This is a genomic window from Polyangiaceae bacterium, assembly GCA_016715885.1.
In the GTDB taxonomy this organism is placed as follows: Bacteria; Myxococcota_A; Polyangia; order Polyangiales; family Polyangiaceae; genus Polyangium.
The window spans coordinates 73,395-94,727 of sequence record JADJXL010000028.1; the positions used below are offsets into that span (position 1 = coordinate 73,395).

Consider the following 21,333-nt stretch of genomic DNA (forward strand, 5'->3'; position numbering starts at 1 on the left):
CGATGCATCGCGCCATCTGGCAAGAGCGCGCTACAGTAGCGCGCATGTCGTCACCGCGCGCCCCGATCGAAGGGGGAGGGATTGGAGGTTCGGCCCTCCGCGCCCTCTTGCGGCTCATCCATTACCTCGACTTGCACAACGCATCGCGTGCGGCGAGCGCGATGGCGTTCGACGCGTTTCTGAGCATCATTCCTCTTTTGGCCGTGGCGGGCTGGGCGCTGCATCGGTTGCGTGACGACGTGGCCCACATCCTCGCAGCGGTTCTCCGCGTGGCTCCGCCGGCCGTGAGCGCGGGTCTCGGGGCTGAATTCTTTCGGATGTCGACCACGAATGCGATTGTGCTCGCGCCGCTCTTTCTTGGTGCGTTTTTGTGGGTTTCTTCGGCAGGCGCATCGACGGCGATGGGCGTATTCGAGACGATGTTCGTGAGTCCTCCGCGGCCGTGGTGGAAGCGGAGGATCATTGGTATGGCGCTCGTGCTCGGCTCGATTCCCGCCGTGGCGCTCGTGACGACGGTGGCCATTGTATTGGCGCGGGTTGCTGGTTCTTTTGGCGGCCGATTGGTAGCAGCCGCCGCGCCGCTCGTGATTGTAACGGGCATGGTTGCGGCATTTTTTCGATGGACGATTTGGCGCCCTGCTACGGTCAAGCGTCGCGTGTGGCCGGGCGCAATCGTCACGGTGGCGCTGTGGGCCATCGTATCGACGATATTTTCGTATTATGTCGGCACATTGGCGCAATATGCGACGCTTTATGGAAACCTTGCCAGCGTGGCGGTGCTGCTTTTTTGGTTGTATTTGATTTCATTGTCGGTGCTCGTGGGTGGCGAAATCAATGCGCAGCTCGAAGGCGTGCGAGATCCGGCCGAAGAGCCCGAGGTGAAGGAGGACGCGGAAGTCGCGGTCCTTCGCAATGCGGGGTTTTCTCCAGATCAGATTTTGAAGGCGAAGCGGTCGGTCGCGGGGGAATGAAGTTTTCACCTCCGCCGCGCTGATTCATTGCAGCCAAACCATTACAGTCTTGCGCCAATGGGCACGACCCGACCTTCCTTCGTGCTCGACGCGCATGACTTCCGCTTCTGGATGCGCTATAGCGCTCGCCCATGCGAAGCCTCGCGACGTATTTCATCCCCTTCCTGCTCGCTGCCTGCGCAGCTCCAACGCAATCCACGCCGCCGTCGCCGCCCGATGCGACGCCGAAACCAACGCCCACGGTTGCTCAGGCCGACGCGGAAAAAAAGAAGGACGAACCCAAAGTGGAAGACCCGTACCTGTGGCTCGAAGAAGTCGCCGGCGAAAAGCCGCTGGCATGGGTGACCGAGCGTAATGCGAAAACGAAGACGGAGCTCGAAGGTGCGCCGGGATTCGCAGGACTTCGCGATCGTTTGCGTCGCATATACGACTCGAAAGACAAAATCCCCATGCCGAGCGCGCTTGGGAAGTACGTCTACAACTTCTGGCAAGACGAAACGCATCCGCAAGGCCTTTATCGGCGGACGTCTCTTGCCGAATTCAAGAAGCCGGAACCCAAGTGGGAAGTGGTCATCGACGTCGACGCCCTCGGGAAAGCCGAAAATGAAAAATGGGTTTGGCATGGTGCAAACTGCCTGTATCCCAAGTACGAGCGTTGTTTGGTGAGCCTCTCGCGCGGCGGAGCCGATGCTTCCGTCGTTCGCGAATTCGACACGGTGAAGAAAGAATTCGTCAAGGATGGCTTCATCTTGCCCGAGGCGAAAAGTGCAATTCATTGGAAGGACATCGATACCGTGTACGTGGGGACCGACTTCGGGCCCGGTTCGATGACCGATTCTGGTTATCCGCGCATCGTCAAAGAATGGAAGCGCGGCACGAAATTGTCGGAAGCAAAGACGCTTTTCGAGGCGCAAAAAACCGATATGGTCACGCGTGCGTACCGCATTCACGATCGTGGAAGCACGTACGACTTGGTCTCCCGCCACCCGTCGTTCTTCACCGAAGAAGTGTTTTTGCGTGAAGGAGACAAGCTCGAAAAAATCGACAAACCCGAAGATGCCGACGTGAGCATTTGGGATGGGCAGATCTTGCTGCAGCTTCGCAAAGCTTGGACCATTGGCAGCAAAACGTGGCCGTCGGGAGCGCTGCTTGCCACGTCGCTAAAGGATTTTCGCGCGGGAAAACGCGAATTCCACATCCTGTTCGAGCCAAAGCCGAATACGTCGCTCGATACGTATTCCACGACGAAGTCGCACATTGTGACCGTGGAGCTCGAAGACGTCAAAAGCTCGGTTTACGTCCACACGCGGACGAAAGACGGGTTTGCTCGAACGAAGCTGGAAACGACGTCAGCGATGGGCTCGGTCCATGCATGGGCATACGGCAGGCACACGTCGGATGACTATTGGATCATGGAGGATGGGTTTCTGAATCCGCAGGCGCTGTCGTTGGGATCGCTCGGCAAAAAGAATGCGGCATCGCTCGTGAAGAAGAATCCTGCATTCTTCGATGCATCGGGGCTCGAGGTGACGCAGCATTTCGTCACGTCCAAAGACGGCACGAAAGTTCCCTACTTTCAGGTGTCCAAGAAAAACCTGCCGCTCGATGGATCGGCTCCCACGGTGCTGCACGGGTATGGCGGCTTCGAGATTTCCATGAAGCCGTTCTACGCGGCAAAGATTGGTGCAGCGTGGATCGAGCGGGGTGGCGTATTCATCGAAGCGAACATCCGCGGAGGTAGCGAATACGGTCCGGCGTGGCATCAAGCGGCGCTCAAAGAGAATCGGCAGCGAGCGTACGATGATTTCATTGCGATTGCCGAGGATCTCATCAAGCGCAAGGTCACTTCGACGCCGAAGCTCGGAATCGTCGGTGGATCCAATGGTGGGCTGCTCATGGGCGTGATGCTCACGCAAAGGCCCGATCTATTCGGTGCGATCGTGTGTCAGGTCCCGCTGCTCGACATGATGCGATACCACAAGCTGCTTGCAGGCGCGTCGTGGATGGAGGAGTACGGTGACCCCGACAAACCCGAAGAGCGAGCGACGCTGGCAAAGTTTTCTCCGTACCAAAACGTAAAGGCCGGGCCCAAATATCCGCGCACGCTCTTCACGACGTCGACACGTGATGATCGCGTTCATCCGGGTCACGCTCGCAAAATGGTCGCGCGTATGCTCGAGCAAGGGCACGACCTTTTGTATTACGAAAACATCGAAGGCGGTCACGGAGGAGCTGCGAACAACGAGCAACGCGCCTACATGGATGCGCTCGCGTATACGTTCTTCGCGAACCAGCTCGGGTTGAAGTAGGAGCTAATGCTGGATAGAGGTCGAAGCCCGAATTTTTTCCGGCGCTCGCGAGGGGCCCCACTGTTTGAGCCCGCGAAGCGTGCGAGTTTGGGGAACGTGAGTGCCGGAAAAAATTCGGGCTTCGGCCGAGCTTACACGATAATCGAAAACGCTCCTATTTGAGGATCGTCTCGCAGCCGACGTAAATGTCGACCTGACCAGCCTTGGCGTTGCTCAGATCCTCGCAGGTTTTTCCGTAAATGCGCACCTTGTCGTCGGGCGTGTAATCCCAGCACCCGTCCACCGTACACAAATCGAGCGGATCCTTTCGCTTCGGCAGCGTCGTCGTCATACCATCAATCGTCACGTTGACGTTTACCGTCGCCTTGTCGATGGTTTGTCCCATGGGCGGCGGGGGCAAGTCGTAAACGCATCCAAGCGCTGCGCCACGAATCTTGCTAATGCCGTCAGCAAGCACGTTGGCATCGAAAGGCCCCGTCGATAGATCCAAATGGCACGGTTTGGCCGGGGCTGCTCCACCTTGCGTAAACATCGCATCCTTCGAACACGATGGATCCACCGTATCGGGCGAACCGCTCACCGCATACGTGGAGAGCGCCAGCAGCATGTTGTACGGCGCCGTGTCGAACGTGCCATCCTTTTGCCCAGTGCTATTCGATCCCGGTACGCCGACGATGAACGTATTGATGGGTTTGCTCGCATCGTTCCGTGCGTCAGAAATGAGCGTATTGACGCTCGCCGGGTATTCCCAATCGAGACACCCATAACCATCGGCATAACCCGCTCGCGGGGGACTCGACACGGACGTGCAACTGAAACCACCATCCGTGATGAGCACGGCAATGCGGCGGTCAATGTTTTGCAGCTTGAGCACGTCATAGCTGTTTTTCAGAGCTTGATAGATGGGCGAACCGTCGTCGGCATTGCTGAGCGGATTGTGGCTCACGAGCCAATCGTAGATTTGCCGGCGTACGCCCATCGCTGCATTCGATTTGTTCAATCCCGCTTCCGCCATCGGCACTTGCGGCAATACCGATACGCCGCACGAAACGCCCGGTGCCAACAATTGATTGCAGGTCGCCTGGTCGAACCCGATGAATGAGCAAATACACGCCGGCGGATTCATGAAGTTGCTCGGAAAAACCATCAAGCCCAGCGACATCGTATCGAATACGTCCTTGTCGATTGCATTGATGATCGCGAGCTGCGCCGCGCTCCATTTGCCCACATTGTTCATGCTCGCACTGCCGTCGAGGACGATGATCATGGCCGCCGGCGCTTGAGCGGCTTTTGCCGAAAACGTCGCGCACGCGGGTAATCCCGCGTCACCCATGTTGAATCCGCCCGATCCCCCCCCAGAAGACGACGCCATACTTCCCGAACTGGACGCGTTATTGCCGTTTCCTCCATTCGTCCAATCCCCACCGCCCGCTCCACCTCCCCCGGTCGTCCGATTACCTCCCGCACTACATCCCATCCCCATTCCAACCACACCCGACAAGCTCAATCCCAAGCCAACACCAAGCCATTGCAGAAAGCGCGCCATACCGTCCTCCTCGGAAAAGAAAAACGCGCTCCAGCATATCAAACCACTCCTCAAAGGTGGACCATCAAACTCGTTCGAAATCCCGCAAGAAACCAAACACGCATGCCCAGAACATACGTCGCACATACTGCTCTCTATCACCCCAGCACTTGCATATTGAGTAATTTGGCACACGATTAGCTCGGGATGGGGACACCGCGCAGCTCACCGGTACCGGCGTTTGTCACGAGAGCAACGACGGGAGATGAAACGGCGACTTGGGCGCCCGAGCGTGCGTCGGGCTTCGCCCGCGGATGCGTCACGGAGGGGGAGCTGTGTTTTTTGGGCTCCCTTCACGAGCTCGTGGCCATCGGCCTGTACCGACCGTCACTCGACGCGCTCGTTTCAGGCGCGGGCCCCGTCGCTCGTCCTCCCATGGATCGCGCCTACCTCCTCAAGGTGCTCGAGGAAGAGACGAGCCGGCAGTTCGCTCATCCGCTCCGGCCCGTCGTCGAGCTGGTGTTGAACGCGGTGGATGCATCTACCGAGCGGCCGGCGCGAGTGGATGTGCGCATCGGCAGTGGCCTCGTGACGGTCTCCGATACGGGCGTCGGCATGGATCTTTGCGCGATCCTGTCGCGGCTGCTCATCCCGTTCGCGACGGACAAACGCGCAGGTATCGACCTCGGACGTTTTGGCGTCGGATTTTTTTCCGTCATCGGGCTCGGGCTTCCCGACCCGAGAAGTTTGTCGATCGAGATTGAGACGGGCGATGGCAAGAGCGGGTTTGCGCTCTGCGTGCGAGCCGATGGTCCGGAAGTTTCGTCGCTCGTGTGTTCGATTCGGCGGGTCGCTCCGATGCAGGGCACCTGTGCTCGGCTGCGCTCAGCGCTTCTCGAGCCGGAATCGCTGCGCGCGTATTTGCGCGACACGCTGCACTTTTTTCCGGCTGACCGGTCGCTCATCGAGGTCGACGGAATGCCCATCAACGACGGTCGATTTCTCGTGGGCGGCAAGCAATTCGCCGACTCGATCGGCGGCGACGGTGGACCGCACGTCGCGCGGTATCACGTCGGCGGTCGAGGGCTCGCGATGGGGATCGGAGCTGCGACGTATCACGCGGGTGTGAAGGTCGAGGGATGCCTTGCGATTCCAGAGCTGTCGCTGATCGACTTTCCAGCGGCGGTGGAGCTGACCGAAGGGCGCGATGCCTTGAAGCCTTGCCGCACATTTCACGCGACGGCTGCGAGGTTTTACCGGCGCCTGGCCGAGCTCGGATCAGCGTCGGAAACACCGCGAAAAACCGCGGATCGTCTGGCCGAGCTTGCCGCGCAGATCAGCGCGCTGATGTTGCGCTCGACGGCGTGGACCGAAGTCGCGCCCGAACTTGCGCGGCGACTGCTCGGTCCCAATCGTTATTTGGTTTCCGTCGAGAGGCGCGAGCTGCTCGTTGGGTTTTTGGGGTCGACGATCGAAGAGCGACTCTTCGTGCCCGAAAGTTTTTGGGCGGAGCGCGAATGGCAAGGGTTTGTCCCCGGCGAGCGCGAGCTGCTCGAGAAGGAGCTCGAGATGACGCCAGTGGAGAGTTTGGCGAGCGTCGTGTGGCGCAGGCCCGATCTCGTTGGTTTGTGTGCCCTTGCCGCTCGCGTCGAACGGTCGGAGCAAGTGCTCGTGACGCTTGCGCGCGGTCGTCGTTTGCCGCCGGGGCCGCTTCCGTGCATCGGCGTGCGACAGACCATCGTCGTGCGCGAAGACTCGCCCGCGGTCACGGGTTTGTCCGGGTGGACCGAGACGTATGCGTTGCGGGTCGCCTTCGAGCGAGCTTGCGGAACGCGAGAGCCTGATCTCGAGCGAGAAATCATCGTCAACGAACCTCTCCTCACGCGCGGAGTCATCTGATGACGGCCATTCATTCGGGACGTTTGTCGGACTTGCTGCTCGTGCGCGTGCACGGACGCACGGCTGCTTATTTGTCGGCAAGCCTCGCTGAACGCGAAGTCATCGTGGAAGCGTGTCGCGAGGAAGCGACCGTTCCGGATTTGGCCGAACGCATCCTCGCCAGAACGATCTACTCGCAAGCCTCCACGCGCATCGCGCCCTTGCGCGAGCTCGTGCAGAACGCGCTCGATGCTTCGGCGAAGGGTCGAGCGATCGACATTCGTTCGTCGCTCGACGGCGCTGAGATCACGGTGACGGATCACGGCAGTGGGATGACGGCCGACGGGATGCTCACGGACCTGCTCGTGCCGTTTCGCAGTGCCAAGGAGGACATCGAGGTTGCGATCGGGGAGCACGGCGTTGGATTTTTCAGTGCGCTCGAAATTGCGCCGCGTCTCGAGGTGAAGACGCGCACGGCGACGGACGCACATTGGTTGCGGGTCGAACCAATTGGATCGGGCCCGCCCTACGCCGACTTCGCATGGACGATCGGACCACTGCCGCGCGACGAGAGCCGCACGGGGACGAGCGTGCGGCTCCTCTTGAGCGAGCGGATCAGCCGATCGCTCTTGGCTGCGGAGATCGGCGCTGCAGCGGCATTCGTGGATCCGTCGATCGCACGCATCTACGTCGATGGCGTAATGATCAACGTTGCGCGTGCGCGCATGAGGCGCGTGGCGAAAGTGGCGATGACGGACGAACGCCTTGGGGGTCTGGGCGAGCTCGAGTTGTGGATCGGTCGCGAAGGTGCGGGCACGCCGCCGCAACTGACGATCACGCAGCGCGGGCTTCTCGTAGCGACGCGACAGGATCCGTTCACGTCTCCGGAGCTTGGTCTGCATCGCGATCTTGCGAGGGCCATTCTATCGGCGGGGTTTGGCTTCGTGGTGGACTTGCCGCTCGACGTGCCGCTCAACAAGGGTCGTTCGGGCGTGACGGCGTACGCCGCGAGTGCTGTGGATGCGGCGGTGGTGACGGCGTTCGAGAGGTTTGTCCTGCACGATGCATTGTACGATCGTGAACTGTTGCGCGCGGTGGATCACCGCCTCTCTTCGGTGCTCGATCGATTGCTCACGATTGCCTTGTCCGGACAAACGATCCCCAAGGAAACGCCTGCCTCTACGGAGGATGTTGCGTCGTCCCGGCGCCCGTCGTCGCTAGCCTCGCCGCCGGAATCGGAACGGCGTTTGCAGAAGCCCAAGCCGACGGTGGCGGCGCCCGAGGAAGTCGTGCGGTTTGCCGATGCGCTGCTCGACACGCCATCTTTGCGAGTGACGATCCTGAGCGACACGCACGAGACCAGTTTTGGCGTGCTCACGTTGCGTCACGCATTCGAGCTGTATCGAGCGGGCCGGTTGCGGCTCGCGGGTGAGCCGCTCGTTGCGGGACGGGCCTACATATCGCTACACGATCCGCTCGCGGATGCGCTTTGGCGTCGCCTGTCGGCGCTCGAACCGATGAATGGTCATGGGGGCTCGCATGATCGGCGGTCGCGCACGGTGGGGGCATTTGCAATGGCGCGGGTGGATCGCGAAACGCTTCTCACGAGTGCGCGTGGGCTCCGTGGAGTGGAGGCGGTGGCGTCGGCGATGACGATTCTCGAAGGGATCGACGCGGCAGTTTCACTGGCAGCGGAGATGGCACCATCGCCGATTTCGGTGCACCAGGACTTGTATGGTCCGGACGAGATGGCACACACGGATGGAAGTGGGATCAGCGTCAATTTGGCGTCGGGGCGGGTACGTGCGCTCTTGATTTCGGTGCTCCATCAGGACGACACGGCGGCATTTGGAGCGCTCGTGGACTTGGTGCTGCACGAAAAGACGCACGTATCGCTGGCGAGTTTCGTGCCTCATGCGAATGCCGAGCACGGCGCGAGTTTTTACCGGCGCAAGGATCAGTTGCGTCGTCGACTGCTCGAAGCGGTGGCGACGGGCGCCGTGGGTGATCCGATCGCGTGGCTTCGCGCGGCGCGGCGCGGATTGACGTGCATCGAGCTGCCGTCGCCGGAAGCGCTTGCTGCCGTATTTCGCGTCGCTGCGGCGTGAAGTCGAGTGGCTGCGCATGCGTCGAATACGGCGCGCCCGCGTCGTGTCGCGTAGCTCGTCGCGGGCGCGCCGATTGCGTCGTGCGCGATGCAAGCTGCAAGCAGCTTTGCCACGACGTGTTTGTCTAGCGGTTTTCTTGTCCTTTTGAACGATGCCGCGTATTGTCCAGGCGCGCTGGGATTTCCCTGTGAGGGATTTTCTTGGCTAGCCATCGGGGCCAGATCGTTCTATCTTGCCTTGGTTCGCGGTATCAGCGGGGTCGGAACGGCACAAACACCCGGAACGGCGCTCGCGACCTCGAGGCATTCACCCCGAGGATCAACGTCAACGCTCGGGTTTTTCCGAATTCGCAATGTTCGACACGCCGCTCGATCCTGCTCACGTCAAGGCATCCAGGTTGCTCGTTAGGCAGCCGAATTGTCTGCGCGACTTGGGTAGCCATTGGAGCGTATGGGGCAAAGCAGGCGTCGAGGTTGGTCCAGGTCAATCCAAGGACAAAGAGGTGCTCTAATGGGTCTCATCCAAGAAGTCGCTCAGACCCACAGGCCGATTCTGGGAAACGACATTCCGCTGTTGGTCTTCCGCGTGTTCCGGCACTTTTCGGCGGGTTACGTCGAGGAAGTGCTTGGACGCGGGGCGGCGGTCGTTTTTCAGAACGGCGGCAGGGAGCTTGGCAAAGAAGCTGGTCAGATGTTGTACAAGCCGAATACGCAAGACTACCTCAAAGAGGTGGTCGATTTCGTGCGGGATTCGCGCATCGGCATTCTCATCCCGCGCCAACTCGATGACAAGTTGCTCGTCGTCGATCTCGACGAATGCATCACTTGCGCGGGCATGGCGAGTATTTCGAAGCGGATCTGCCACTTCGAGGTCGGGTTTGTCGCCGGTGTCACCGAGGTTCTGATCAAGAGAAAGCCGAAGGCGTACGAGACAAAGTGCGGCGCCAACGGCGAAGGTACGTGTCAGGTAACGGTCGAATTGGGCTAGCGATCGCCACCACAGGCGGTGGCCGTCTCGCCACGCACCGATCATTGTCGCCGACCACTCGGAAAATCGGCGCTCGATGATTGGTGGAGGGGCGGAACATGTCCCGGACGCGGCGCCCGGGCTGAAGGGTGAGCTCAAGCCAAAGGTGCTTGGCTACCTGCACAGGAGGAGACGTGGGAGCTGGAAGTCGAGTCGAAAAAATCCAGGAGATTCTTCGCAGTCTACGTTCGGTATCGCCCGACATCATGGGGTCGGCGATGGTGAGCACCGACGGCTTCGTCATTGCATCGCTGCTACCGAGTGAGATTGACGAAGAGCTGGTCTCTGGTATGGCCGCCGCATTGCTCGGTGTCGGCGAGCGTATCGCCCACGAGCTCATGGGGGGCCAGATGGAGCAGACGTACGTGCGCGGCAAGCAGGGGTACGTCATCCTGAACGCCGTCGGACAAGAGGCGCTCCTCATCGTCCTCACAACGCCGGACGCCAAGCTTGGTCTCGTGTTCCTCGACATTCGCCGGCGTGTTGGTGAGTTGGCGAAGATCGTGTGATGACATGTTGCTGACCATGGGTTTCTCGACGTGAATGCTCGACTGGCCTTTGGCGGGCTTTTGCTTCTGGGGATTGCGGATCTCGGGCTGATCAACTTCAAGCTCGCGCCCGAATACGCCGACCAGCAGGCAAAGCTTGCCATGGCTACCGCGTCCGCAAGCTCGGCCAAGCCGACAGCACCTCCGCAGGCGGCAACGCCGAAGGCAACGGCGCCGCCGGCTCCGGAGCCAACGCCCGTGCCTCCTGCGACCGCGTCGGCAACGCCGGAGCCACAAGCTTCCGCCACCGCAGAACCCCAGCCGTCAGCAGAACCTACGCCGCCGGCATCAGCCGCGGCGGAACCACCGGCCCCTGCGCAGCCCGAACCGACAGTCGCTCCGCCACCAGCGGAAACGACACCGCCACCACCGCCGCCTCCGCCGCCACCTCCTCCGTCTCCGGAGCCGGTTGCAGCGGGAGAAACCCCCGGGCCTGTCGGCGACATCATTTTCGACCTGGATTCGGTGCGGCTCAACGCTGCAGCCAAAACCTCGCTCGAAGGCGTCGTGCAGCACATGAAAGCCAATCCCTCGCTGAAAGTCCACATCCGGGGACATTCGGATCAAATGGGATCGCGCGAACACAATCTGGAGCTCAGCAGAAAACGCGCGGCATCCGTGGAAAACTTCCTCCACGGCGCTGGTATACCTGGCTCTAGAATCACGACCGAAGCCATGGGTGGCCGTAAGCCTGTGGATCCCAGCAACACGCCAGAAGCTTGGGCTCGAAATCGGCGTGTCGAGATCGAGTGGCGGTAACCGAGGACTTGAGGAAGGAATGGACCTGATCCAGTCGATTTGGTTGTCTTCCGCGGCGGGCGCTGGCTTGTTTTTTGGAGCCGGCCTTCTCGTGAGCAAGGCGTTCCCCGGAAAAGGGGGCGATGGTGCCAATGCTGGCCTCGTTGAGGCCGAAAAGGAGGCACGTCAACGCGCGGAAGCTCAAGTCACAGCGCTCGAGCAGCGACAGGCCGAGCTCACTCAGTCGCTCGAAGGCGAGCGCAGTCGCGCCCAAGAAGGGCAAAACGCACGCGCGGAAGCGCAGAAGTTACGCGAGCAGGTCAGTCAGCTTCAGGCTGAATTGAATCGAGCGCGAGCTGCCGCATCGGGCCCGTCTCCTGCCGAAGCGCAGCTTCGCCAGGAAAACGCGGACTTGCGCCAGCGTATGGCCGGTGCCGAGCAAGCATCGCAAGCCTACGCAGCCGAACACGCGCGCGCCCAGGACCTCGAACAACGCCTCGCAGCCGCGCTCGCCCAAGCAGGAGCCGCTCAAGGCAGCGGTGCGCAAAAGCAGGAGCTCGAGCGACGCCTTGCCGCCGCGCAAGCCGAAGCTCAAGCCGCGCAAGCACAACTGCGCGATGCCAAGACCCAGGCCGATCAGCTTCGCGCCGGGGCGCAACGAGCCGAACAGCTCGCCGCCGAAAACGCGCAGCTCCGATCACGCCAAGGTGGCTCGGACAAACTCGGTGCCGAGCTTGCGACGGAAAAGGCCAAGGTCACGCAGCTCCAAAATCAGGTCGCTGCGCTGCAGAAGACGGCGGAGAACACGGGCAAACTCGCCGCCGACCTGACGACCGAAAAAACCAAAGTTCGCGAGCTCGAACAGAAGCTCGCCGCTGCGTCCAAGTCGTCCGGCGATTCGAGCAAGCTCACGCAAGAGATCGCTGCCGAAAAGGCGAAGGTGCAGCAGCTTCAAGCGCAAATCGCAACGCTCCAGCAAGCGGCCAACGAAGCCGCTCGTTTGGGGCTCGAGCTGGCCAATGCGCGCACCAAGGTCAACGACCTCGAATCGAGGCTCGCAAAGGCGCCTGCCGCTGGGGCAAACCCCCAGGAATTCGACCGCCTCCGCACGGAAAACACCAAGCTGAGCGGCGAGCTCGACATCATGAAGCGCACGGCAATCTCGCAAAAAGATTACGACGCGCTGAAAAAGACGAACAACGACATGGCGCTGCGCATGCGCACGCTCGAGCAACGCGCTTCGGAGACGGATTATTACGCGAATGAAAATAGTGAACTGCGTCGCCGCGTAGAAGAGCTCGAAGCCATCGCGCTGGAAGCCAAACAAATGCGCCGGCGCATCACGGACTTGGAAGCCCAAGCATTCGCCATCGCGGCATCGAAGACGAAAGACAAGGGTGCGGCAGGAAAAACCGCCGCAGGGCAAGCACAGGTAGCGCCATCGGGCAGTGAACGAAGGCTCGAAGAACTGCTCGAAGAAGCCATGTCGTCGCTCATTCGTGAAGAGACCGGCGGTCGTGCAGTCGTCTTGTCGGATACGCGCGGCCTCTTGCTCGCATCAGCCGGCGAACCGAAGTATCAAAACGAGCTGGCCGCAGCGGCATCGGTCGTCGCAGAAGTCGCGGAAAAAGTAAGGTTGCTGCTTCCCTTTGCCGAACCGCAAACGCTGCACCTGTCCGACGTGAACAACGTCATCGTGAAGACGCGATGGCTGCGACTCGAAGACGACACGTTGGCGCTCAGCGTCCTCGGCTTCAGTGAAGACATGCCGGATCCCACGGAAGACAAGGTTGCCAAGACCGTGTCGAAGCTCATGTCGTACGGTTGACCTTCGCCTTCACCGCTCCCTCGATCCGCTGAACCATGAGGAAGAGCCCCACCAACGTGCCTTTTGCTCCGGGGACGTCCTTGCTCGACGAGATCGGCGTCGGCCTGGTGATCATCGGAGATGGCGGCGAGATCCTCGTGACCAACCGAGTCGCCGATGGGCTGCTCATGGGACGCACCGGCGGCGTTCCGCTCATGCACAAGCTCTTCGATCTCCTCGATGCGGCGGAGCGAACCGAATCGGGAAGACGCACGCGAGAGACCACGGTCGATCTCATCGATGAAGCCGGCAAGAAGACGATCGTCAGCGTGCGCATCATCAGCTCGCGTCGTCTCGGCACGCTCATCACGCTCACCGACGTGACCGAAACCGAACGGTCTCAGGCGGAGCGTCGGCAGATCGAACGGCTCAGCGAAGTTGGCAAGGCGTGCGCAATGGTGGCGCACGAAATCGGCAATCCGCTCGCAGCCATCAAAGCAACCATCCAGTCGATCGAGCACGAAGCCGATGCCGCCGGCCTTGGTGACTCGCTTCAAGCTGTCAATCGCGAGATCGACCGGCTCAACAACATGCTCGGACAGCTCCTCGGGTTTGTCCGACACAGACCCCCGCGCAGGACCAAGAGCGACATCCAGACGATCGTGAGCCGAGCGCGTAGCATGGCCGAGGGGCGGCTCGAGCGGATTCGGTTCACGGCGCGTTATGGAACGCTCCGTCCCTTGTGGATCGACCAGGACCAACTGCAGCAAGTGCTGTTGAACCTCTTCATCAACGCGGCCGACGCGATGCCCGATGGCGGGGACTTGTGGGTCTATGCGGGGATCGAGGAAGAACAGATGCTTCTTCGGGTCGAGGATTCGGGGATTGGAATTCCCCCGGAATTCGTCGACAAAGTGTTCGATTCGTTCTTCACGACCAAACCGACGGGAACGGGTCTTGGTCTTTCGATATGTTATCGAATCGTGACCGACCACGGCGGATCGATCACGATCGGAGGCCGGAGCGGTAATGTCTCCGGCACGTGCGTTACGATCACCTTACCCATCATGACCGGTAGGTAGAACAGCCATGGCCCAGCGTCGCCAGAGAGTGCTCATCGTCGACGACGAGGACGGGATCGTTCTTGCGCTGCATCGATTCCTTTATCAGGACAACCACCGCTACGACGTCCTACTCGCGAAAAACGCGGAGATCGGCCGTCAGATCCTGCGGGAAACGCCCATCGACGTGCTCGTGACGGACGTTCATCTCCCAGGCATGAGCGGCATGGATCTCGTCTGCTGGGCAGCCGTCGAAACGCCCGACACACGCGCCATCGTGATGACTGCATTCGACGTCAACACGATCCGCGACAAGGCGCATGCCGTCGGATGTCTCAAGCTCATTCGCAAGCCGTTCGACTTGCACGAGCTGCGAGCGGCGCTTTTGCAAGCGATGGAAATCCGCGACAGCTTGCTCGGGAGTTTGTCCGAGCTATCCGCTGTCGACGTCATCCAGATGCTGTGTCTCGGCCGCAAGACCACCGCGCTGCGCATCGCGCGAGGCCAAAGCTCCGGTGTGATCCTCATCCAGAACGGCGACATCGTGCACGGGATTTGGGACAACATCGTCGGTGAAGACGCCGTGCACGAGATGATCGCCGTCGAGGATGGCGTGTTCAACATGGCCCCCTTCCCGCCCGATTTCGAGCGCACGATTTACGGCGACTATCAGCACATCCTGATGGAAGGCGTGCGCAAGCTCGACGAGAAAGCACGCGGTGGGTCGACGGATGACGACGCGGCGCCGCGACCGTCGGTTCGTCCGGGCCGCATCTCATCGGCGGGCAGCAAGGATGATTGGAGTTTCGAACCCGAAAACTTCGTTGCGCAGAAGGTGCAGCTTCCGACCAACGCTCGCATGCGCCTCGACAACCTCGCTCCGGCGCCTCCGCCGTTGCCTCGAGACATGGCTCCTCCGCCGCCTCCGCAGGACCTGCCTCCTCCGCCGCCTCCACCCGAATCGCCCGAGGAGATTGCGGCGCGCAAGAGAGAGCGCGAGGTCGCATCGCTCATGGACCAGGGTTTCTCTGCGCTCAGAGCGGGCAATCGCGACGAAGCGCGCAAGTTCTGGAAGCAAGCTCTGGAGCTCGATCCAGGCAACCGACGCATCGAGCTCAACTTGAAGAAGCTCGATCAAGATCCCAACAAGCGGTACTAGCCTCTATCTCTGCGCGAGCGACGCGTCGGCGCGCGCGAGTTTCGCATTCGTGCGCGACTTGTTGTCGACGACGCTCACGATGTGAACGCCTTGCGGCGTGAGCGAAAGGCTCACCATGCAGACCATCGTCGCCGTGAGACCCTCACCGGCAACGGCGACGAGCGACCCCGGCTTGCTGTCCGCAACGGCGGTACGAATGCGAGCGCCCGTGGGCGTGTCGTTGTACGTGCGGGCGACGTGAATGAGATCGGACGCGGTTCCAAGCACGACGATCGTCCCGCCGCCTCCAAAGTCACGAAGCCAATTCGGCCCGAAAGCTTCGACGCCGCGTGGTGGAGGTAGTCGTCGCAAGAGCATGGTGTTTGCCTGGACAACCATGCGATCGATGATTCTTCCTTCGGGCAATTGGCGCCATTTCTCGATCGTGTCGATCGGCGACACGCCTGGTTCGAGTCGCACGAGACGCCGATCGATCACCCCGCCCAACGTCGCAGCGCCCGTGTGTTCCACGATCTCGACCGTACCCAGGTACGACCATGCGGAACGTTGTTGCAGCGCGCGAGCGAGCTCCTCGGTCCATGAGACGGCGATGGGTTCGAGGTTCGCGTTTGTCATCGGGGTGGGATGCTAGTCCAGGTTGAGCCCGGATGTGTGAGCTTCGGAAAGGCTCTCGCGCTCGGTGTCTGCCCGCGTCAGGCAGCGTGCTAGAACTCGCGGAAATGACCGTCCTTCAGGTCGCCGACGTCGGTTTTGGTCATGGCCAGAACCGTCTTTTTCAAGGCGTTACATTCACATTGTCACGGGGCGAACGTGCCGCCCTCGTTGCCCCAAATGGCGCAGGAAAATCGACACTGCTGAGGCTCATCGCGCGCGAGCTCGTTCCGGACGAGGGGTCGATCGTCGTGCGCCGCGGAGCGCGCGTTGCGTACGCTCGGCAATCGCACGAGTTACCCAAAGACGGAACGGTTTTCGATGCCTTCTTGTCGGCCTTCGGGGACCTCCATGCGCTGAGGCAAGAGCTCGATCGTGCAACGCGCGCGGCGGAAACGGGCAACCCTGCGGCCCTCGAAGAGCTCGGCGTGCTGACGGATCGTTATCACATGGCCGGTGGCGACGAGCTCGAGCGGCGTATTCGAATGCTCGCCGAACATCTCGGCTTCAGCGATTCGGACATGACACGTCCGCTGTCGAGTTTGTCCGGGGGTGAGCGAGGTCGACTGTACTTGGGTTCGTCGCTCGCCGTCGAGCCGGACCTCGTTTTGCTCGACGAACCCACGAACCATCTCGACATCGAAACGATCGCGTGGCTAGAACGTTATCTAGCGGGTTTGTCCAGTGCGATGCTCGTCGTCTCGCACGATCGCGCCCTGCTCGATGCGCTCTGTCCCATCACCATGGAGCTCGGGCAAAAGACGTTTCGCAGCTATCCGCTCGCATATTCCGCCTATGCGATCGCCAGACGAGAGGACCTCGAACGCGAGCGTGAGCTTGCTGCGAGGCAGGAAGCATTCGTCGCGAAAACTGAAGATTTCATCCGCCGAAACATTGCAGGTCAAAAGACCAAGCAAGCGCAGAGCCGGCGCAAGATGCTGGACAAGCTCGAGGTCGTCGAGCGTCCGGAGGACGTTTGGGCTCGAGCGGAGAAGGTTGCGTTTCGGTTCGCCCAAACTCCGCGCAGTGGAGACATCGTGCTGGATGCCCGAGGACTTGGTGCCGAGCGAGGCGGGCGCAAGCTTTTCGGTGGTCTCGACTTGCTGGTTCGTCGCGGCGAACGCATCGGGATTGTCGGTCCAAACGGCACTGGAAAGTCGACGTTGCTCGGCATTTTGGCGGGCCGGCGGATGGACGGTGACGAGGGTGATGTTCGTCGCGGAACGAACCTTTGCGACGGGTATTTCGATCAGCATCTTGGATCGCTCGATCCGACGAAGACCGCCGTGGAAGAAGTGCGTAGCGTACGCGGCGACATGAACGTCGATGCGGCCAGGCAGTACCTTGCGCGTTTCCGCTTCTACGGCGACGACACCCTTCGCAAGGTGAATGGGTTTTCCGGGGGCGAGCGGAGTCGTTTGGCGCTCGCCAAATTGCTGCTCGAACCGCGCAACCTTTTGTTCCTGGACGAACCCACCAATCACCTCGACATTCCCGCCGCCGAAATCCTCGAAGAAGCACTGACGGGCTTCGAAGGCACGGTGCTGCTGGTTTCCCACGACCGGCGTTTTCTCGAAGCGGTCACGACGCGCATCGTGGCGTTTGTTCCGGGCGGCATCGAAGTGCTTCCGGTCGGCTATCGCGTGTACGAAGAAAGCGCGCGACGAAACGCGAACGCTCCGGAGGACGACGAGGATGATCCGAGTGCGCTGGAAGGTGCAGCTCCGGGGCCAGAAAAGCGGGCCGTGAAGCGAAGTGCATCGACGGTTGCGCGAAGTGAAGTCGCGACGCAAGCGTCACAGCTCGACAAGAAGCGTTCGTTCGAAGCGGCGAAGGCTGCGGCGCGAGCCATGGAGCGCAAGAAGAAGCGCATCGTGGAGCTCGAGGACGAGATCGCGGCGGGTGAGGCCGAGCTTTCCAAGATGCGCGAAGCGTTGAAGCAGGATCACGGTGGTGATTGGGCCAAGCTGTCGCGTATGGCGGAGGACGAGCAAGCGCTCGCGCGCCGCGTCGATGCATTCGTCACGGAGTGGACCATGCTTGGGGAAGAGATTGCGGCTTACGACGCGACGGGGAGAACGACATGAGGGGTGCCATCGTAGGACTCTTGGTGCTGCTATTCGTGACGTTCGCCGTGACGACGAGCGGGTGTTCTCGGAAGAAGAAGGACGACGGCACAGCTCCAGTTGTGCTCACGAAAGAGCTTCCAGCTCTGACGATCCGCGATGACACGCCAAACCTGCTGCTCACATGGATGGACGAAAAGGGCGAACTGCACGTGGAGCTCGACGTTGCGGGCGTCCCTGCGGAAGGCCGATCGCTCGTGCGTGTGGTCGTGAGTGATCGCGAAGCTGGAACGAAGGATGCGTTTTACGTCGTCGACTTGACGACCAAGGGTGCCGACGGCGGATACACGGCAAAGACGATGTCGCGGCGCGCGTGGGAGGGCGAAGTGGAGAAGCGCCGTGCGGCGTACATCGCCAAGGTTGCGCCGCCGAAGCCCGTTGCAAGTGCTGCGTCGAGTGGTCCTCAGGCGCCAGATCGTAATGACAAACCACCCACGGTGGCGTCGAACGTGACGGCGATCCTTTATGGCGCGTCGTGGTGCAAGCCCTGTCATGACGCTGAAAAATATTTGAAGTCAAAGGGAGTTCGGATCGTTCACAAGGACATCGAGGAGGACCGGTCTGCTGCGCTCGAGATGCGTGAGAAGCTCGAAAAATCCGGGCAGCGAGGCGGGAGCATTCCGGTCATCGACATTCGCGGTCAAATTCTCGTGGGATACAGCCCACATGCGATCGATCGCGCGCTGGGCACGGCGCTTTGAGCGCGAAAGCGGCTGACGTGCATTCACGTGCGCGCAGCACGTTGCCCTCCTGCGCTCCACGGCGTATACGACCGGCCCCCGCGTAGAAACCCCATTGCCAGGCGGGAATCGGAGGAGCGACTCCATGATCGACGTGCTCATGCCCCAGCTCGGCGAGAGCGTGGCCGAGGGAACCGTAACCAAGTGGCGGGTACGCGAAGGCGACATCGTGGCGCGCGAGCAGCCGCTGCTCGACGTAGCGACCGACAAAGCCGACACGGAAGTGCCTGCGCCTGCTGCAGGAAAAATCGTCAAACTGGCGGTGGCCGAAGGAGCGATTGTTCCGAAGGGCGCCTTGATTTGCCAGATCGACGAAACCGTGACGGCTTCATCGGCGCCTGCAAAGCCTGCCCCGGCCCCCGCACCTGCACCAGCCGCACCCGCGGCAGCGCCCGAGTCCGCAGCCTCGCTCCTGACGTCGCCTTCGACGCGTAAGCTTGCTCGAGAAGAAGGCGTCGATCTGTCGCAGGTACAAGGCACGGGCGAGCGCGGCCGCGTTACCCACGACGACGTACGTCGAGCCGCAGCTCCTGCTCCTGCACCGGCAGCGCCCGCGCCGGCACCCGTCGCAGCGCCTGCCCCAGTGGTCGAGCTTTCGCAACTCGTGAACGCTGGCGGCGGGTTTGTCCCGCCGATACCAGGTGTCGGGTTTGGCTCGTACAAGGTTCCCCCGTACACGCCGCGCGCGGGTGACGAGGTCGTTCCGTTCTCGCGCCGTCGCCGCATCACGGCCGACCACATGGTTTATTCGAAGGTCACGGCGCCCCATGTCGTGACGGTGGCCGAAGTCGACCTGCATGCGACGTCGAAGCTGCGCGAGCAACACAAGGACCGTCTGAAGAAGGAAGGCGTTCCGCTCACGTTCCTGTCGTTCATTTGTGCAGCAACGATTCGCGGGCTGCGCGAATACCCGCATCTGAACGCCCGCGTGCTCGAGAATTCGTTCGCGGTCATCAAAGAGATCAACCTGGGCATTGCGGTCGACACCCCAGGCGGGCTCATCGTGCCGAGCATCAAGAATGCCGATCAGCTCTCGCTACGCGGGCTGGCGGCGCAAATCGACGCGATGGCCACCAAGGCGCGCGCGAACAAGATCACGGCCGACGACCTCGCAGGAACGACGTTCTCCGTCAGCAACCCGGGCACCAAAGGCAACCTCTTTGGTGGTGCAATCATCTCACAGCCGAACGTGGGCATTTTGCGCATGGGTGAAATCAAAAAGCGCCCTGTCGTCGTCACGCGGGATGGCGAGGACGTCATTGCGATTCACCCCGTGATGTACATGGCGCTCTCGTACGATCACCGCGTCGTCGACGGCGTACTGGCAAACTCCTTCTTGTGGCGGGTCGCCGACCTGCTCACGCGTGGCGAGTTCGAGGTCTGATGTCGTCCGAAACGAAGTTCGAAGGTCACGCTCCGCTTTCCCAAGTCGATCCGGAAATTGCCGAGCTCATCGATCGCGAAGCGCGCGCCGAGGCGGAGACGATCCGCCTCATCGCGAGCGAAAACTACGTCTCGCGCGCGGTCCTCGAAGCAACCGGGTCTGTCCTGACGAACAAGTATTCCGAGGGGTACCCGGCCAAACGCTATTACGAGGGCCAACAGCAGGTGGACCTCGTCGAAGAGCTTGCGCGCAGTCGCATGAAGCAAGTCTTCGGCGCCGATCACGTCAACGTGCAGCCGTATTCGGGCAGCCCGGCAAACCTCGCCGTGTACCTCGCGTTCGTCAAACCAGGCGAAACGATCATGGGCCTTGGACTGCCTGCGGGCGGCCATCTGACGCATGGCTGGAGCGTCAGCATCACGGGGAAGTTTTTTCAGAGCGTCGCCTATGGCGTGCGCCAAAGCGATCATCGGATCGACATCGATCAGGTGCGCGAGCTCGCGCGGCAGCATCGGCCGAAGCTCATTTGGTGCGGCACGACGGCGTATCCGCGAGCGATCGACTTTGCAGCGTTTCGTTCGATTGCGGATGAAGTGGGCGCGATCTTGGCGGCGGACATCGCGCACATCGCGGGTCTCGTGGCGGGCGGTGCGCACGCGTCGCCGATTGGCATTGCGGACGTCGTGACGATGACGACGCACAAGACGTTCCGTGGGCCGCGAGGCGCCGCGATCATGTGCAAGGCCGAACATGCAGCAGCCATCGATCGAGCGGTTTTTCCTGGCCTGCAGGGCGGCCCGCACAACCACACGACCGCAGCCATCGCGGTTGCTGCGCGTGAAGCGTCACAACCCTCGTTCAAAGCGTATGCCTCGAACATCGTGGCGAATGCTGCTGCGCTTGCCAGTGCGCTCGAAGCTCGAGGCTTCCGGCTCATCACCGGAGGCACCGACAATCACCTGCTCCTCGTCGACATGACGCCGAAAAACATCGGCGGAAAGCCCTACGCGAAGGCGCTCGATCGAGCTGGCCTCGTCGCCAACTACAACTCGATTCCGTTCGATCCGCGCAAACCCATGGATCCATCGGGAGTTCGTCTCGGCACAGCGGCGATCACGTCACGAGGCATGGGGACGAAAGACATGGAGCAGATCGCGGCGTGGATGGCCGAAGTCGCCGATCATCCGGCCGACGAAGCGCTGCAGTCGCGAATTCGCGGCGACGTTCGCGACTTCTGCAAGGCATTTCCCGCCCCCGGCATTTTGCTTTGACGACAAACGAATGGGGCGCTGTCTGGTTCGT

17 protein-coding genes are annotated in these 21,333 nt (G+C 61.3%); 15 read left to right on the forward strand and 2 right to left on the reverse strand.

Annotated features, from left to right (window positions below; all coding sequences use genetic code 11):
* Window positions 1-44 precede the first annotated feature (44 nt).
* The gene (locus tag IPM54_41555; GenBank protein MBK9266260.1) at window positions 45-971 is read left to right on the forward strand and encodes a YihY/virulence factor BrkB family protein; all 927 of its coding nucleotides are present in this window, start codon (window positions 45-47) and stop codon (window positions 969-971) included.
* Window positions 972-1,102: 131 nt separating this feature from the next.
* Window positions 1,103-3,280 (forward strand): S9 family peptidase, encoded by a 2,178-nt coding sequence (locus IPM54_41560; protein MBK9266261.1) that lies wholly within the window; start codon window positions 1,103-1,105, stop codon window positions 3,278-3,280.
* A gap of 154 nt (window positions 3,281-3,434) precedes the next feature.
* On the opposite strand, the gene IPM54_41565 is transcribed toward IPM54_41560, so the two are convergent.
* Entirely contained in the window at window positions 3,435-4,826 is a 1,392-nt protein-coding gene (locus IPM54_41565) for a VWA domain-containing protein (protein ID MBK9266262.1), read from the reverse strand.
* Window positions 4,827-5,012: 186 nt separating this feature from the next.
* On the opposite strand from IPM54_41565, the gene IPM54_41570 reads away from it, so the two are divergent.
* The 9 genes from IPM54_41570 to IPM54_41610 all read left to right on the forward strand — a co-directional run bounded on the left by IPM54_41570 (window position 5,013) and on the right by IPM54_41610 (window position 15,130).
* Entirely contained in the window at window positions 5,013-6,704 is a 1,692-nt protein-coding gene (locus IPM54_41570) for an ATP-binding protein (protein MBK9266263.1), read from the forward strand.
* The gene (locus tag IPM54_41575) at window positions 6,704-8,791 is read left to right on the forward strand and encodes an ATP-binding protein (protein MBK9266264.1); all 2,088 of its coding nucleotides are present in this window, start codon (window positions 6,704-6,706) and stop codon (window positions 8,789-8,791) included. Before IPM54_41570 ends, IPM54_41575 begins: the two co-directional genes overlap by 1 nt.
* A gap of 352 nt (window positions 8,792-9,143) precedes the next feature.
* Complete coding sequence (locus tag IPM54_41580; GenBank protein ID MBK9266265.1) at window positions 9,144-9,302, forward strand: hypothetical protein; 159 nt, start codon at window positions 9,144-9,146, stop codon at window positions 9,300-9,302.
* Window positions 9,242-9,778 (forward strand): 4-vinyl reductase, encoded by a 537-nt coding sequence (locus IPM54_41585; protein ID MBK9266266.1) that lies wholly within the window; start codon window positions 9,242-9,244, stop codon window positions 9,776-9,778. Before IPM54_41580 ends, IPM54_41585 begins: the two co-directional genes overlap by 61 nt.
* Before the next feature lie 245 nt (window positions 9,779-10,023).
* On the forward strand, window positions 10,024-10,326 hold the full coding sequence (locus IPM54_41590; GenBank protein MBK9266267.1) for a roadblock/LC7 domain-containing protein: 303 nt from the start codon (window positions 10,024-10,026) through the stop codon (window positions 10,324-10,326).
* A gap of 30 nt (window positions 10,327-10,356) precedes the next feature.
* Complete coding sequence (locus tag IPM54_41595) at window positions 10,357-11,124, forward strand: OmpA family protein (protein ID MBK9266268.1); 768 nt, start codon at window positions 10,357-10,359, stop codon at window positions 11,122-11,124.
* Between the two features lie 19 nt (window positions 11,125-11,143).
* Window positions 11,144-12,931 carry a hypothetical protein gene (locus IPM54_41600; protein MBK9266269.1) on the forward strand — a complete coding sequence of 596 codons (1,788 nt, stop codon included), beginning with the start codon at window positions 11,144-11,146 and terminating at the stop codon, window positions 12,929-12,931.
* Window positions 12,932-12,966: 35 nt separating this feature from the next.
* Window positions 12,967-13,992, forward strand: coding sequence for a hypothetical protein (locus IPM54_41605; GenBank protein MBK9266270.1), 1,026 nt, complete (start codon window positions 12,967-12,969; stop codon window positions 13,990-13,992).
* Between the two features lie 7 nt (window positions 13,993-13,999).
* On the forward strand, window positions 14,000-15,130 hold the full coding sequence (locus IPM54_41610; protein MBK9266271.1) for a response regulator: 1,131 nt from the start codon (window positions 14,000-14,002) through the stop codon (window positions 15,128-15,130).
* Between the two features lie 3 nt (window positions 15,131-15,133).
* Here IPM54_41610 and IPM54_41615 read toward each other — a convergent pair whose 3' ends face one another.
* Window positions 15,134-15,745 carry a hypothetical protein gene (locus tag IPM54_41615; GenBank protein ID MBK9266272.1) on the reverse strand — a complete coding sequence of 204 codons (612 nt, stop codon included), beginning with the start codon at window positions 15,743-15,745 and terminating at the stop codon, window positions 15,134-15,136.
* 104 nt (window positions 15,746-15,849) lie between these two features.
* Between IPM54_41615 and IPM54_41620 the strand changes: the two genes are divergently transcribed.
* The 4 genes from IPM54_41620 to IPM54_41635 all read left to right on the forward strand — a co-directional run bounded on the left by IPM54_41620 (window position 15,850) and on the right by IPM54_41635 (window position 21,302).
* A complete protein-coding gene (locus IPM54_41620; GenBank protein MBK9266273.1) occupies window positions 15,850-17,868 on the forward strand; it encodes an ABC-F family ATP-binding cassette domain-containing protein in 2,019 nt (672 codons plus the stop codon).
* Window positions 17,865-18,608, forward strand: coding sequence for an NrdH-redoxin (locus IPM54_41625; protein MBK9266274.1), 744 nt, complete (start codon window positions 17,865-17,867; stop codon window positions 18,606-18,608). The genes IPM54_41620 and IPM54_41625 overlap by 4 nt, the downstream gene beginning before the upstream one ends.
* A 124-nt stretch (window positions 18,609-18,732) precedes the next feature.
* On the forward strand, window positions 18,733-20,031 hold the full coding sequence (locus IPM54_41630) for a 2-oxo acid dehydrogenase subunit E2 (protein ID MBK9266275.1): 1,299 nt from the start codon (window positions 18,733-18,735) through the stop codon (window positions 20,029-20,031).
* Complete coding sequence (locus IPM54_41635) at window positions 20,031-21,302, forward strand: serine hydroxymethyltransferase (protein MBK9266276.1); 1,272 nt, start codon at window positions 20,031-20,033, stop codon at window positions 21,300-21,302. The genes IPM54_41630 and IPM54_41635 overlap by 1 nt, the downstream gene beginning before the upstream one ends.
* The last annotated feature ends 31 nt before the right edge of the window (window positions 21,303-21,333 follow it).